10 protein-coding genes are annotated in these 13,421 nt (G+C 64.8%); 3 read left to right on the forward strand and 7 right to left on the reverse strand.

What is annotated here, in order from left to right; translation table 11 throughout:
• The first annotated feature begins 146 nt into the window (after positions 1-146).
• Both FG13_RS07300 and FG13_RS07305 read left to right on the forward strand, forming a co-directional pair.
• Complete coding sequence (locus FG13_RS07300) at positions 147-4,646, forward strand: PAS domain-containing protein (protein WP_051958715.1); 4,500 nt, start codon at positions 147-149, stop codon at positions 4,644-4,646.
• Positions 4,643-5,566: a diguanylate cyclase domain-containing protein gene (locus FG13_RS07305; RefSeq protein WP_035819712.1), complete on the forward strand. Its 924-nt coding sequence runs from the start codon at positions 4,643-4,645 to the stop codon at positions 5,564-5,566. The genes FG13_RS07300 and FG13_RS07305 overlap by 4 nt, the downstream gene beginning before the upstream one ends.
• On the opposite strand, the gene FG13_RS07310 is transcribed toward FG13_RS07305, so the two are convergent.
• From FG13_RS07310 to FG13_RS07330, 5 genes are all read right to left on the reverse strand, one after another.
• The gene (locus FG13_RS07310; RefSeq protein WP_035819715.1) at positions 5,567-6,022 is read right to left on the reverse strand and encodes a MaoC family dehydratase; all 456 of its coding nucleotides are present in this window, start codon (positions 6,020-6,022) and stop codon (positions 5,567-5,569) included.
• Positions 6,015-6,503 (reverse strand): MaoC family dehydratase, encoded by a 489-nt coding sequence (locus tag FG13_RS07315; protein ID WP_035819717.1) that lies wholly within the window; start codon positions 6,501-6,503, stop codon positions 6,015-6,017. The genes FG13_RS07310 and FG13_RS07315 overlap by 8 nt, the downstream gene beginning before the upstream one ends.
• Positions 6,500-7,645: an acyl-CoA dehydrogenase family protein gene (locus FG13_RS07320; protein ID WP_035819720.1), complete on the reverse strand. Its 1,146-nt coding sequence runs from the start codon at positions 7,643-7,645 to the stop codon at positions 6,500-6,502. The genes FG13_RS07315 and FG13_RS07320 overlap by 4 nt, the downstream gene beginning before the upstream one ends.
• 16 nt (positions 7,646-7,661) lie before the next feature.
• Positions 7,662-8,852 (reverse strand): acyl-CoA dehydrogenase family protein, encoded by a 1,191-nt coding sequence (locus FG13_RS07325; RefSeq protein WP_035819722.1) that lies wholly within the window; start codon positions 8,850-8,852, stop codon positions 7,662-7,664.
• Between the two features lie 164 nt (positions 8,853-9,016).
• Positions 9,017-9,604 (reverse strand): TetR/AcrR family transcriptional regulator, encoded by a 588-nt coding sequence (locus tag FG13_RS07330; RefSeq protein WP_035819724.1) that lies wholly within the window; start codon positions 9,602-9,604, stop codon positions 9,017-9,019.
• Positions 9,605-9,759: 155 nt separating this feature from the next.
• Here FG13_RS07330 and FG13_RS07335 point away from each other — a divergent pair, with 155 nt between their 5' ends.
• Positions 9,760-10,968 carry an MFS transporter gene (locus FG13_RS07335; protein ID WP_035819726.1) on the forward strand — a complete coding sequence of 403 codons (1,209 nt, stop codon included), beginning with the start codon at positions 9,760-9,762 and terminating at the stop codon, positions 10,966-10,968.
• Between the two features lie 12 nt (positions 10,969-10,980).
• On the opposite strand, the gene FG13_RS07340 is transcribed toward FG13_RS07335, so the two are convergent.
• Together FG13_RS07340 and gstA are read right to left on the reverse strand one after the other, a co-directional pair.
• Entirely contained in the window at positions 10,981-12,570 is a 1,590-nt protein-coding gene (locus FG13_RS07340) for an aspartate:alanine exchanger family transporter (protein ID WP_035819728.1), read from the reverse strand.
• Positions 12,571-12,800: 230 nt separating this feature from the next.
• Positions 12,801-13,421 carry a glutathione transferase GstA gene (gene gstA, locus FG13_RS07345; protein WP_035819730.1) on the reverse strand — a complete coding sequence of 207 codons (621 nt, stop codon included), beginning with the start codon at positions 13,419-13,421 and terminating at the stop codon, positions 12,801-12,803.

Here is a 13,421-nt window from a genome sequence, read left to right on the forward strand (position 1 = left end):
AGGCTTGTCAGAACAATCAATTTCGTCTAGCATCTTTTCATTCAAGGTCAGCCAGCGCCAGCGTGAGCCTGCCTGTCGACTCATCCATTCTGGGAGCTTTCCGGGTGCAAGATTTGCCTTCGATACGCTCAAGAATTTCATGGCTGGTGCTCGCCTGGGTCATTCCGACGGCGCTCGTGTTTCTCCTGCTCGTGGCGCAAAGCTACACGCGCGAACGCGACCATGTTGTCAGCGAAACGGCGCAGGCGGCGCGGGCCGTCGCGGCCGCCGTCGAACGCGACCTGAACGGCGCCCAGATGGCCGCGCAGATCCTGGCCGGCTCGCCCGCCCTGCAAGCCGACGACATCGGCGCCCTGCGTGTCCTGGCCGCCAGCCTGCTGCAGCCGGGCCTGGCCGTCAGCGCCTTCATCGTTTCCGACGCCAAGGGCCGCCAGCTGATCAATACGACCTTGCCCGCCAGCCAGGCGCCGCCGCCCCTGCCGCAAAAATGGGCCGCCAGCATGGAGCGCACGCGCGACTACGGCAAGCCGCGGCTGACCAGCCTGGCCAGGATACCCGACAGCGTGCCGCAGCTGGCCCTGAACCTGCCCTTGCCGCGCAAACAGGGAGCCGCCTACGTGCTGACGGCCCTGTACCCGCCCGACTACCTGTCCGTGTTGCTGCGCGAACTGCACCTGCCCGCCTACCTGGGCGCGGCCATCATCAATGCCGACGGCATCAACGTGGCGCGCACCCTGGCGCCGCAGCGCTATGTGGGCCAGCGCACTGCGGCGCCCCTGCTGGAACAGATACGCCAGGCGCGCGAAGGCGTGCTGCGCCATGCCACCCTGGAAGGCATCGACGTGTACACGGGCTTTCGCCGCGCCCCGGACGCCGCCTGGACGGTAGCCGTCACCATGCCCACCAGCACGGTGGCCGAAGCCCTGCTGCGCTCGGTAGTCACGGGTTCGGTCATCCTGGCGCTGCTGCTGGGCGCCGGCTTTGCCCTGGCCTGGCGCGTGGGCGGTCGCCTGGCGCACACCTTGCAGGAACTGACGCAGCAAATCCATGCGCTGGCGCAAGGCAAACCGCTGCTGTCGAACAAGCACGCGGACCGCGAATCGGCCGACATGGCCAGCGCCCTGGGCGCGCTGGAACGCGACCTGCGGCGCCACCGCACGCAGCTTGAAAGCCTGGTGGCCGAGCGCACGCTGGCCCTGGAAAAATCCACGCGCCTGCTGGAAACCGTGTACGCGACGGCGCCGATCGGCATGCTGTTCGTGGACCTGGACTTGCGCATCGTCATGATCAACCACTACCTGGCCACCATCAACGGGGCCAGCGTGGCGCAGCACCTGGGCCGTCCCGTGGGCGCCATGCTGTTCGACGACGCCGTGCGCGCCGAGGTGGAACGCTGCGTGCGCCAGGTCCTCGGGACGGGGCAGCCCATCGTCGACATGGAATTGCAAGGCCATAGCGGCCAGCAGCGCGAGCAGATCAGTCACTGGATCGTCTCCTACCACCCGATTTTTGGCCCGGAACAGCAGTTGCTGGGCGTATCGGGCCTGTGGCTGGACATTACCGAGCGCAAGCGCAGCGAAGCGGAATTTCGCCGCTCGAAACACCTGTTTGGCACCATCATTGAAAACATCCCGGCCATGGTCTTCGTCAAGCGCGCAGACAAGCTGAGCTTTGAAATGATCAACCGCCACGCGGAACTCACCCTGGGACGCTCGCGCGAGCAATTGCTGGGCAAGACGGACCATGATTTCTTCCCGCCGCAGCAGGCGTCCGCCTTCGTCAGCGCCGACCGCAAGCTGCTGGCCACGGGGCAGATGGTGGAAATCGAACAGGAGGCGATCAATACGGCCGATGGCACCACGCGCCACTTCACCACGCGCAAGGTGGTCTTGCGCGACGATGCGGGGCGCCCCAGCCATGTGCTGGGGGTCTCGATCGACATCACGGAACGCAAGCGCGCCACCGAGGTGCTGCACGCCACCACCTGGCGCCTGGAACAGAACGAGCGTTTCATCCGCACCGTCACCGACAACCTGCCCGGCATGGTGTCGTACTGGGGCGCCGATTTGCGTTGCCTATTTGCAAATAAATTCTATAACGAATGGTTTGGCCGTAGCAGCGCCGAGCTGGCCGGCATCCACATGAGCGAATTGCTGGGGCAGGAACTGTTCGACGTGTATGCGCCCCACGTCGAGGGCGTGCTGGCGGGCCGGCCGCAAAGCTTCGAGCGCGACCTGCTCGATCCCGGCGGCCAGGTATGCCACACGTGGACCAATTACATCCCCGATTTCGACGACAGCGGCGGCGTGCGCGGCTTCTTCGTGCTGGCCTCGGACGTGTCCGAGCTCAAGCGCACGGAATTGCGCCTGCACGAGCTCAACGAGCAGATGGTGCGCGCGCGCGACAAGGCCGAGGCGGCCAGTATCGCGAAGAGCGAATTCGTCGCCAACATGAGCCATGAAATCCGCACGCCGATGAACGCCATCATCGGTCTGGCGCGCCTGCTGGAAGAGTCGCCGCTGGAACGGCGCGAGCGCAGCTATGTCGGCAAGATCCAGATGGCGACGCAGTCGCTGCTCAACATCGTCAACGACGTGCTCGATTTTTCCAAGATCGAGGCGGGGCAGATGGTGCTCGAGCAGCGCCGCTTCCAGCTCGAACGCATGCTGGGCAGCGTGGGTGTCTTGCTGGCCAGCAGCGCCTGGGCGCGCGGCGTGGAGCCCGTGTTCGTGCTCGATCCCGGCGTGCCGGACGAACTGATCGGCGACGCCCTGCGCATGGAACAGATCCTCATCAACCTGATGGGCAACGCCGTCAAGTTCACCGCGCATGGCGAAGTGGTGCTGAGCATCGGCATGGAGGCCGAGGATGCGGCCAGCGCCACCCTCGCGTTTTCCGTGCGCGACACGGGCATCGGCATCGGCGCGGCCGAGCAGGAACGCATCTTCGACGCGTTTTCCCAGGGCGACAGCGGCACCAGCCGCAAATACGGCGGCACGGGACTGGGGCTGGCCATCTGCCGGCGCATGGTGGAATTGATGGGCGGCACCCTCAGCGTGAAAAGCACGCTGGGACAGGGTTCCGACTTCCGCTTCAGCTGCCGCTTCGAGAAGGTGGCGCCGCCGCCCGAGCCGTCCGGCAAGGGTGTGCCCAAGGCCCTGTCGCTGCTGATCATCGACGACAACGCCAGCGTGCGCGCCATGCTGGAAGACTGGTGCGCGGCGCAGGGCTGGCACAGCCGCAGCGCCGACAGCGGCGCGGCCGGCCTGGCCCTGCTGCGCAACCACGCCAGCGGCCTGGACGGCTTGCAGGCGGCCGCTCACGTGGATATGGTGCTGCTCGACGCGGCCATGCCCGGCATGGATGGCATTTCCATGCTCACCGAGGCGCGCGCCGACGAACACCTGGCGCTGCCGCCGGTGATCATGCTGGTGGCCGACCAGGACAGCGAGAACCTCGAACGCCTGGCCGACAGCCTGATGCTGGCCGGCATCGTCTCGAAACCGGCCACTCCGGCGCGCCTGCTGGCGGCCGTCACCGCCGTGCGGGATGGCCGCAATGGCCGCAGCGCGCCATCCGTGCTGCCCGTGTCCACGCCCTTGTCGGGTTTGCTCACAGGCATGCGCGTGCTGCTGGTGGAAGACAATGAAATCAACCAGGAAGTGGCGCAGTACATCCTGCTGCACTCGGGCGCGCGCGTGGCCGTGGCCGCCAATGGCAGGCTGGCCGTCGACTTGCTCGCCAGCACGCCCAACGCCTGGGACGTGGTGCTGATGGATTTGCAGATGCCCGTCATGAATGGCTACGACGCCACCCTGGCCATCCGCGCCCTGGGCTTGCCGGACTTGCCCATCATCGCCATGACGGCCAATGCCATGGATGAAGACCGTCTGCGCGCCATCGCCAGCGGCATGAATGCGCATGTGGCCAAGCCCATCGATGTCGACGAGATGATCGAGACCCTGACCCGGCTGGTGCGCGCGCCCCTGGGTTCCGGCGACGGCGCCGTCCAGGCAGCCGATGCCGCCACGCAGACGCCGGACTTGCCGGCCACGGTGCCCGGCATCGACCTGGCGGCGGCCCTGCACCGTTTCGGCGGCGACTACGGCGCCTTCCTGGCCCTGCTCAAGCGCTTTGAGAATTCGCAAGGCGACGCCGTCGAGGAAACGCGGCGCCTGCTGGCCGCCGGCCATCTGCAGCAGGCGGCGCTACTGCTGCACCGCGTGTGCGGCGTGGCGGCCAACCTGGGCGCCACGCAGATCGCCAGCCTGGCCGCCGAGACGGAAAAAACGCTGAAAACGGGGCAACCGCACGCCGCGGCCACCTTGCTGGGACGGCTGGAACAGGCGATGGCCGAAGTCATCGAAGCGGCGCGCACCCTGCCCTCGCCCGTACGGCGCAGCCAGCCGGCAGCGGCCGCGCCCGGGGGCGCGCCCGTCGACCTGCACGCCGGCCTGTCCGAGCTGCTGGTCCTGATCCACAACAACAACCTGAAAGCGCTGGCGCAATTTCAGGCCCTGCACCCCGCCATACAACAGTCGGACCGGGAAGCGGCGCTGGCGATGGCACATGCGATTGAAACGCTGAATTTTGCCGAGGCGGAAAAACTCGTGCTCGATCAGCTGAAACGAGAGGAAAACAAGTGAGCTGGACCAACCTTGCCATGAACGGGCGCATCCTCATCGTCGATGACGCCATGGAAAACATCCAGATCCTGCACCAGCTGCTGCGCGAGGAACACGACGTGCTGTTCGCCCTGAGCGGTGTAAAGGCGCTGGAAATTGCGCATAATCAACTGCCGGACCTGATCCTGCTCGACGCCGTCATGCCCGGCATGGATGGCTATGCCGTCTGCAGCGCGCTGCGCGAATCGGCCATCCTCAGCGCCATTCCCGTCATTTTCGTCACGGCCCTGAACCAGCCCGAAGACGAGACGCGGGCGCTGGAAGCGGGCGCCGTCGATTTCATCACGAAACCGTTCAACGCGGCCGTCGTGCGCGCCCGCGTGCGCAGCCAGCTGACCATCAAGCGGCAAGCCGACGCCATGCGCGAACTGTCGCTGACGGATTCGCTCACGGGCGTGGCCAACCGGCGCAGCTTCAACGACACGATGGACAGCGAATGGCGGCGCTGCGCGCGCGACGGCGTGCCGATGGCCCTGATCATGGCCGATATCGACCACTTCAAGGATTACAACGATACGTATGGCCACCAGGCGGGCGACCTGTGCCTGCAGCAGGTGAGCGCCGCCCTGCGCCGCTGCGCCGTGCGCCCGCCCGACCTGCTGGCGCGCTATGGCGGCGAGGAATTCATCATCCTGCTGCCGCAGGAAACACGCGACGGCGCCGAAGTGGTGGCCCAGCGCATCCTCGACGAAGTGCGCGCACTGGAAATTGCCCACGCCAGATCGAGCGTCGGCCCGCACGTCACCGTCAGCCTGGGCATGGCCAGCATCATGCCCACGGAAGGCATGGACCCCAGCGCCCTGATCCGCGCCGCCGATGCCCTGCTGTACCGCGCCAAGCATACGGGGCGGGACAGGTATTGCGCGTCGGAGGGAGAGTGATCAGGGATAGCAGCGCATCAAAAACTCCGCCACGCACACGGGTTTCGGGTCGCCTTCGCGCTCCATGGTGACGGCCCAGTTCACTTGCGCGCCTTCCGGCAAGTTGTCGACGGAGAGGATATCGAGCCGTGCGCGCAGGCGGCTGCCGACAGGCACGGGGGCGGGAAAGCGCACTTTATTCAGGCCATAGTTGATGGCCATGCGGATGCCGGCCATGTGCAGCGCTCCCTGCAACATGGCCGGCAGCAGCGATAAGGTCAGGAAGCCGTGCGCCACGGTGCAGCCGTATGGCGACTCACGCGCGCAGCGTTCGGCGTCCACATGGATCCACTGATGGTCGTCCGTGGCGTCGGCAAAGGTGTCGATGCGCTGCTGGGTGATGGTCAGCCAGTCGGAAACGGCCACGTGCTGTCCCGCCAGGGCCTGGAAACCGGCGATGCCGGCGATGTCACGCATGGTTTTCGCCTGCCGGACGGCGGCCGAACATGCCCATGCCTTCCACTGTCGTCACCACTTCGCCATGCTGGTTGCGCACGCTCCACACGGAAATGACGATGCCGCGATCCGGCTTTGATGTGGATGGACGCACTTCCTTGACCTGGTAGGTCAGTTGCAAGGTGTCGCCCGCGCGCACGGGTTTGAGCCAGCGGATGCTGTCCAGGCCGGGCGAGCCCATGCTGGACGAATGCTTGAGCAGATTGTCCACCACCAGGCGCATCATCATGCCGCAGGTATGCCAGCCGCTGGCGATGACGCCCTTGAAGATGGTCTTTTCGGCGGCCGCATGGTCGACGTGGAATGGCTGCGGATCGAAATCCGTGGCAAAAGCGATGATTTCCTTTTCCGTTACGTGGCGCTGGCCCAGGTCGATTTCCAGGCCTTGCGTAAAGTCTTCGAAATACCAGTGTTTCGGCGTGGTGGCAGGCGATGCGGTCATGCGGTCTCCGTCGGCAAGAAGCCCGGCTGGGCGATAAAGCGCTCGATATGATGGTCCACGTCGCCCAGGGTCAGGGCGATCATGGCAAGGCGCTTGAAATGGTGAGCGGCGGGCAATTCGTCGGTGACGCCCATGCCGCCATGCAATTGCACGGCTTGCTGGCCGACAAAGGTAGCGGCCAGTCCCACTCGCGCCTTGGCGGCCGACACCGTGCGGCGCCGCTCGGACGCATCGTCGCTGTCGACCTTGGCGGCGGCCAGCATGGCCATCGAACGGGCCTGCTCCAGGTGGATGAACATGTCGGCCATGCGGTGCTGCAGGGCCTGGAACTTGCCGATCGGCGCGCCGAACTGCTGGCGCGTCTTCAGGTATTCCAGGGTGGCGGCGAAGATGGCGTCCATGGCGCCCACGGCTTCCGCGCACAACAGGGCGGCGCCGTAATCGACGGCCGCGTCGAGCACGGACCAGCCCTGCCCCGCCTGGCCGATCAAGGCGTCGTGGCCCAGCACCACTTGCACGAGGGTGACGGTGGCGGCGCGCTGGCCATCGATGGTGCGGTAGTCGCGCACGGAAACGCCGGGCGCGTCAACAGGTACGAGGAACAGCGAAATGCCGTCCGTCTCCATCTGGCCGCCGCTGCTGCGCGCCGACACGATCAGCGCGCCCGCCTGCGCGCCATGGATGACGACGGTTTTCTCGCCGTCGAGCACGAAACCGTCGCCTCGGCTTGTCGCCGTGGCGGCAATATCATTGAGTTCGTGGCGCGACTGGCGCTCACCGAGCGCGCAGGCCAGCTTCAGGCTGCCGCTGGCGACCTGTTCCAGCACGCCATCGTGGCCGCCCGCCAGGCTCAAAAAGCGCGCCCCGAGTACGGTGGCGAAATACGGTTCGACCACCAGGCCACGGCCCAGTTCCTGCATCACCAGCAGCATGTCGACGGCCGTGCCGTCGAAGCCGCCCGCGCCGGCCGGCAGCGGCAAGGCCGTCATGCCCAGCTCGGCCAGGGTGGCCCAGGCGGCATCGGACGTGCCGGTGGCGGAATGGATAATTTTTTGCCGCGTTTCAAAGCGGTAATCCTTGTCGACCCAGCGCCTGAGCGCGTCGGCGAATTGCTGCTGTTCCTGATTAAAATGAAAGTCCATGTCGTCTCCTTCTGGCTTACAGGCCCAGGATCATCTGCGTGATGATGTTTTTCTGGATTTCATTCGAGCCGCCATAGATCGATGTCTTGCGGTAATTGAAGTAATACGCGGCCAGCGGCGCAGCCAGGTCGTCGCCGCCAGCGCTGTGCGGCGCGCTGCCGTCCAGAAATGCCGGGTCGAACGGCAAGGCTTGCGGGCCGATGGCTTCCACCATCAGTTCCGTCAGTTGCTGCTGCAATTCCGAACCGCGCACCTTCAGCATCGATGCCTGCGGTCCCGGCCCCTTGCCTTCGTCGCTGATGACACGCAAGACCGTCATTTCCAGCGCCATCAATTCAATTTCCAGGGTGGCGACCTTGGCGGCGAACGCGGGATCGTGCAGCAGCGGTGCGCCGCGCTTGGTTTGTTGCATGGCCAGCTGCTTGAGGAAAGTCAGCTCGCGCTTGGAGCGGCCGACGGCGGCGATGCCCGTGCGCTCGTGGCCCAGCAGATACTTGGCGTAGGTCCAGCCCTTGTTTTCCTGGCCCACCAGGTTGCTGACGGGCACGCGCACGTTATCAAAAAAGACTTCGTTCACTTCATGTTCTTCATCGAGCATGATGATGGGACGCACGGTGATGCCCGGCGTTTTCATGTCGATCAGCAAGAAACTGATGCCTTCCTGCTTGCGCACCGTGCTATCCGTACGCACCAGGCAAAAGATCATGTCCGCGTGCTGGCCCAGCGTCGTCCAGGTTTTCTGGCCGTTGACGATGTAATGGTCGCCGTCGCGCTGGGCCGTGGTTTTCAGCGAAGCGAGGTCGGACCCGGCGCCCGGCTCGGAGTAACCCTGGCACCACCAGTCGTCGCAATTCAAAATGCGCGGCAGATAATATGCTTTTTGTTCGGCGCTGGCGAAGGCCATGATGACGGGCGCCACCATGTTGACGCCGAAGGGCAGGATCGGTGGCGTGGCGGCGCGCGCGCACTCGTCTTCCCAGATGTGGCGCTGCACGGCTGTCCAGCCCGTGCCGCCATGTTCGACGGGCCAGGCCGGCGCGGCCCAGCCTTGTTGCGCGACAATCTTGTGCCAGCGCACGTAATCGTCGCGGTTCAGGCGCAGATGCTGGCGCACCTTGCGCTGCAAGTCCGCCGGCAAATGGGTATCGAGGAAGGCGCGCACCGTGTCGCGGAAGGCGCTCTCCTCGGCCGTGTAATGCAGGTCCATGTCTGTCTCCTTGTTCTTATCGGTTGCCGTGATGACTGCACGCAAGGAAGCTCAGCGCACAAAAAAGCACGACCGTTCTCAAGGATTGTACAACAGATTGGGAGCGGCACCAGCGGTTTTACACAGGCTCAAGGTTCATCGCGAAGCCATGCCACTTTTCGCCATTACCTTTGAACTAATAGCCCCCGCAACAGCAATTCCAATGCCGCAACTGCTTTTATCAGGCGCGCATTGCCTTCGTCGCCGTCTGCGATCCAGAACGCCGCTTCCGCCAGGCTACCGTAGATCAGCGCAGCCAGTGCCTGTGGGCAAGCGTCGGCCACGATGCCCTGGTGAATCAGCTGCTGGATAAGCCCTTGCATCGACTCGAGGCAATGGCGCTGCGAGTCCGGTGAAGCGCCGCCCAGGACCGCCCTGGCATCGCGCAAGACGATGCGCTGAATTTCCGGTTCCAGGGCCATCTCCAGATAGGCACGGCAGCGGCTGCGAAAGCCTTCCCACAAGTCTGCGGCGCCGTCGGAGATGGCTTGCAGGCGGCCATCCATTTCCGCGTCTATCTGCTCGACCACCGCCAGCAGCAAGCCCTTCTTGTCGCCGAAGTGATGGTACAGCGCACCCCGCGTCAGCCCTGCCTGGGCGGTGAGGTCGTCCATCGACGTGTCGGCATAACCGCGCTCGCTAAACACTTTGCGGGCCGTGGCCAGCAACGAGGCGCGGGTTTCTTCCATTTCCACACGGGTGCGGCGAACCATTTCTCTCTCCTTACATACGTAGCGCATGATTGTTTACATACAGTGCGTATGTATATATACTTATTCATACGCGATGTATGTATTATCACTGCGACGTATCTCCATTGCAAGCAGGGCTGCGCCGTTTATCAAATGATCAATGAAGGATATGCACCATGAGTACGTCTTCCTGCGCTGCCGCAGAAACTTCTACCCGCCACCTGTGGCTGGCGGTCACCGCTGTCGGCATGGCTACTTTTTCCGTCGTGACGACGGAAATGCTGCCGGTCGGCCTGCTGACGCCGATTGCCGACACACTGGACACCTCCACGGGAACGGCCGGCCTGATGATCTCGCTGCCAGCACTATTAGCGGCCATGTTTGCGCCGCTGGTCGTGCTCGCATCGGGTAGCCTGGACAGGCGCAAAATACTCTGTGGTTTGCTGACACTCCTGGTGATCGCAAACATTGCTTCGGCCCTGGCGCAGAACATGGAGTGGATGCTGGCGGCACGTGTACTCGTCGGTTTCTGCATGGGCGGCATCTGGGCCATCGCCGGCGGCCTCGCTTCCCGGCTGGTTCCTGCCCGCTCGGTTGGGCTGGCAACGTCGGTCATCTTCGGTGGCGTGGCGGCCGCTTCCGTGCTGGGCGTGCCGCTAGGCGCACACATCGGCGACCTCGCAGGATGGCGCTGGGCTTTCGGCGTCATGGCACTGTTCAGCGGCCTGGTACTGGCGCTGCACCTGGCCGTCATTCCCGCCCTGCCCGCTGCCGCTTCGACGACCTGGCGCCAATTCGGCAAGCAGCTGCGCAACAGGCGGTTGCAAGCGGGGCTGCTTCTGACCCTGTTGCTGGTGAGCAGCCATTTCATGGCCTTTACCTTCGTGCGTCCGCTACTGCTGTCCGTGTCGGGGTTCGATGCGCAATGGCTGGGCGCACTGCTGTTTGCCTATGGCTTCGCTGGCATCCTTGGAAACTTCCTGGCCGGTGTCATGGCCTCGCGGCGCACGGCGACGACCATCATCGCCATCTCGGGCGGCCTGCTGCTCACGCCGCTGCTGTTCCTGGCCGTCGGCGACTCGGGCATCGGCGGCGGCGTGGCATTGCTGACCTGGGGACTGGCTTACGGTGGCGTATCGGTCGGCCTGATGACTTTGATGCTGAAGGCGGCGCCCGGCGCCGTGGAGATCGTCGCCGCGCTGTATGTGGGCGTCTTCAATATCGGCATTGCGCTCGGGGCGTGGACCGGTGGCCAGGCCGTGGACAGGCTGGGCCTGTCCGCCAACCTGTGGCTTGCCGCAGGATTTGCCGCGGCCGCCTTGCTGCTGTCGTTTGGCATCCGCTTTATGGAAGCCAGCAAGCAGCCTGGCGCTGCAAGCGATTGACGCTGGCCGCCATCAGCCATACAAGTGCAGCAGCACTTGCACGGCCACGATCTTGACGATGGTCATGCTGGGGAAAATCATGGCGTAGCCGAGGTTCGGCCGGTCCGACTTGGCCAGGCGGTTGGCGAACACCAGCACGGCCGGGTTGCCCGTGGCGCCGGCCGCGATGCCCAGCAACTCGGGAAACGGCAGGCGCAGGAAGACCTTGCCGAGGATGACGACAAGCGCCACCACCACCAGCACCGTCACGGCGCCGAGCGCCAGCATGGGCAAGCCGTCGGCGCCCACTTGCTGCACGAAAGGCAAGCCGGACGCCATGCCCACGGAGGCGAGGAAAATCGTCAAGCCATAGTTGCGCATGACCAGGTTGGCCGACAGGGGCAGGCGCCAGCTGATCTTGCCGACTCGGCCCAGGCGGCCCAGAATCAGCGCCATCACCAGCGGGCCGCCGGCCAGGCCCAGGCTGAACGAGCCTATCCATGGCAAGGGAATCGGCACCAGGCCCAGCAGCACACCCAGGACCATGCCCATGCCCAGCGAGACATAGCTGAACTCGGCCGTGGCCGTGATGGAGTTGCCGAACAGCTTGCGCACGTCGGCCGCATGTTTGGCTGGCGCGATGGCCATCACCCTGTCGCCAAACTCCAGCGTCAGGAACGGGTGCGGCAGGATCATGGCGTCGCCGCGGCGGATGAAAGCGATCTGCAGGGGAAAATCTTTCGCCAAATTCAACTCGCCCAGGGGCACGCCGACGATTTCCGCGTCCGACACGAACACCTCCGTGCCGTCGAACGCGCTGCGGTCCTTCATCAGCCGGCCCGGATCCAGGTGGCCCAGCGCCGTGCGCGCCGCTTCCACACCCGCCACCGTGCCCGACACCATCAGCGCGTCGCCCACGCCCAGCACGAGGCCCGGATCGGGCAAGCGGTTCTGGTGGCCCTGGCGCACGCCGATGACTTGTACGCCCGCCAGCGGACCATCGGCCAGTTCGGACAGGGCCGCGCCCGCCAATGTGGCTGCGTCGATGGTGATTTCGGAGACGACGATGGGCGCCGGCGGCGGCGTCAGCACGGGTTTTAGTATCCGCCCGGCCAGGTACAGGCCCAGCATGGGGCCGACCACGCCGAACGGATACGCGACGGCATAGCCGACGGCCGCGTCGCCATTGCCGTGCGACGCTTCCAGCGCCGCCTGCAGGGCGGCCGTGCTGGTCATGGCGCCGGCAAACACGCCGCTGGCCATGCGCAGCGAGATATCGATCCACTGCCCGCCCCAGACGGACACGGCCAGGCCGCCCATGACGGAGACAAAGGCGATCAGATTGTGTTTCTGCCCCGCACCGCGCAAGCCGGCGAAAAACTGCACGCCATACTGCACGCCGATGCCATACAGGAACAGCAGCAAGCCGATGGAGCCGACCATCGGCGGCGGCACGGAACCGGGAGCAAAGGCGCCCAGCGCCAGCCCCGCGAACAGCACGCCGCCCACGCCCAGCGAAAAGCCGAACACGCTGATGCGCCCCAGCGCATAACCGGCGCCGATGACGAGAAACAAGGCGAGGATCGGCGTGGACTCCAGCGTGTGGCGAAATAATGGAAGCATCAAAAACCTTGGTCTGGGGAAGGCCCAGTTTAGCATGCACAAAAGCAACACGATGGCGATGATGGCAAGCAAGCGTGCGCAGCTTTGCACCTTAAAAATGGGCAAAAAAAAGCCCGCTGCGGGAGCGGGCTGAATCTAATTCCTGTGAGGAAGTAGAGGAGACAGGTGAATGATGCCGCATCGCAGCATATTCATCCAATTCTATGTTGTGATGATAGAAATATGTTTTATCAATATCTGCCCTCCTCTTCGCGCAAGGCCTGCTGCACGGCGGGACGCTCGCCGACGCGCTCGATCAAGCGCCGCACTTGCGGGAAGGCCGACAAGTCCACCTTGGTGTGCGCCGACCAGCTGAGGATGGTGTACAGATAGGCATCCGCGATGGAGTAACGCTCGCCCAGCAGATATGGCCCGCCGGCCGCCAGTTGCCGCTCCACATAGTCGAGGCGTGCGGCCAGGCGCGAGCGGGCCACGTCCTGCGCCTGCGTGCCGTATTCCGGGTGGAACAGCCAGGGGCTGAACACCTTGTGCAGCTCGGTGGCAATAAAACCCAGCCACGATTGCAGCTGCACACGCGCCAGGGAACCGGGCGGCGGCGCCAGGCCGCTGGCCGGCGCCAGGTCGGCCAGGTATTGCACGATGGCCGTGCCTTCCAGCAAGATGGTGCCATCGTCCAGCGCCAGCGCCGGCACGTACAGGTTCGGATTCACCTGCGCGTAATCGGCGCCCGTTTCCGTGACGCGCGGGATCTTGCGAATATCAACTCTTTCCAGCTCCAGCGCAATGCCCGCCTCGATGGCCACGATGTGCGGCGACAAAGAACACGTTCCCGTTGCGTAATACAGTTTCAT

It is taken from the genome of Janthinobacterium sp. RA13, assembly GCF_000745325.1.
GTDB lineage: Bacteria > Pseudomonadota > Gammaproteobacteria > Burkholderiales > Burkholderiaceae_D > Janthinobacterium > Janthinobacterium rivuli.

What these genes read in the sequence shown, in the direction of transcription:
- FG13_RS07330 (WP_035819724.1), bottom strand. Translation starts at nt 9,604, where the DNA reads ATGGTTCGCCGCACCCGTGTGGAAATGGAAGAAACCCGCGCCTCGTTG.
- FG13_RS07340 (WP_035819728.1), bottom strand. Translation starts at nt 12,570, where the DNA reads ATGCTTCCATTATTTCGCCACACGCTGGAGTCCACGCCGATCCTCGCC.
- FG13_RS07315 (WP_035819717.1), bottom strand. Translation starts at nt 6,503, where the DNA reads ATGACCGCATCGCCTGCCACCACGCCGAAACACTGGTATTTCGAAGAC.
- FG13_RS07325 (WP_035819722.1), bottom strand. Translation starts at nt 8,852, where the DNA reads ATGGACCTGCATTACACGGCCGAGGAGAGCGCCTTCCGCGACACGGTG.
- FG13_RS07320 (WP_035819720.1), bottom strand. Translation starts at nt 7,645, where the DNA reads ATGGACTTTCATTTTAATCAGGAACAGCAGCAATTCGCCGACGCGCTC.
- gstA (WP_035819730.1), bottom strand. Translation starts at nt 13,421, where the DNA reads ATGAAACTGTATTACGCAACGGGAACGTGTTCTTTGTCGCCGCACATC.
- FG13_RS07335 (WP_035819726.1), top strand. Translation starts at nt 9,760, where the DNA reads ATGAGTACGTCTTCCTGCGCTGCCGCAGAAACTTCTACCCGCCACCTG.
- FG13_RS07310 (WP_035819715.1), bottom strand. Translation starts at nt 6,022, where the DNA reads ATGCGTGACATCGCCGGCATCGCCGGTTTCCAGGCCCTGGCGGGACAG.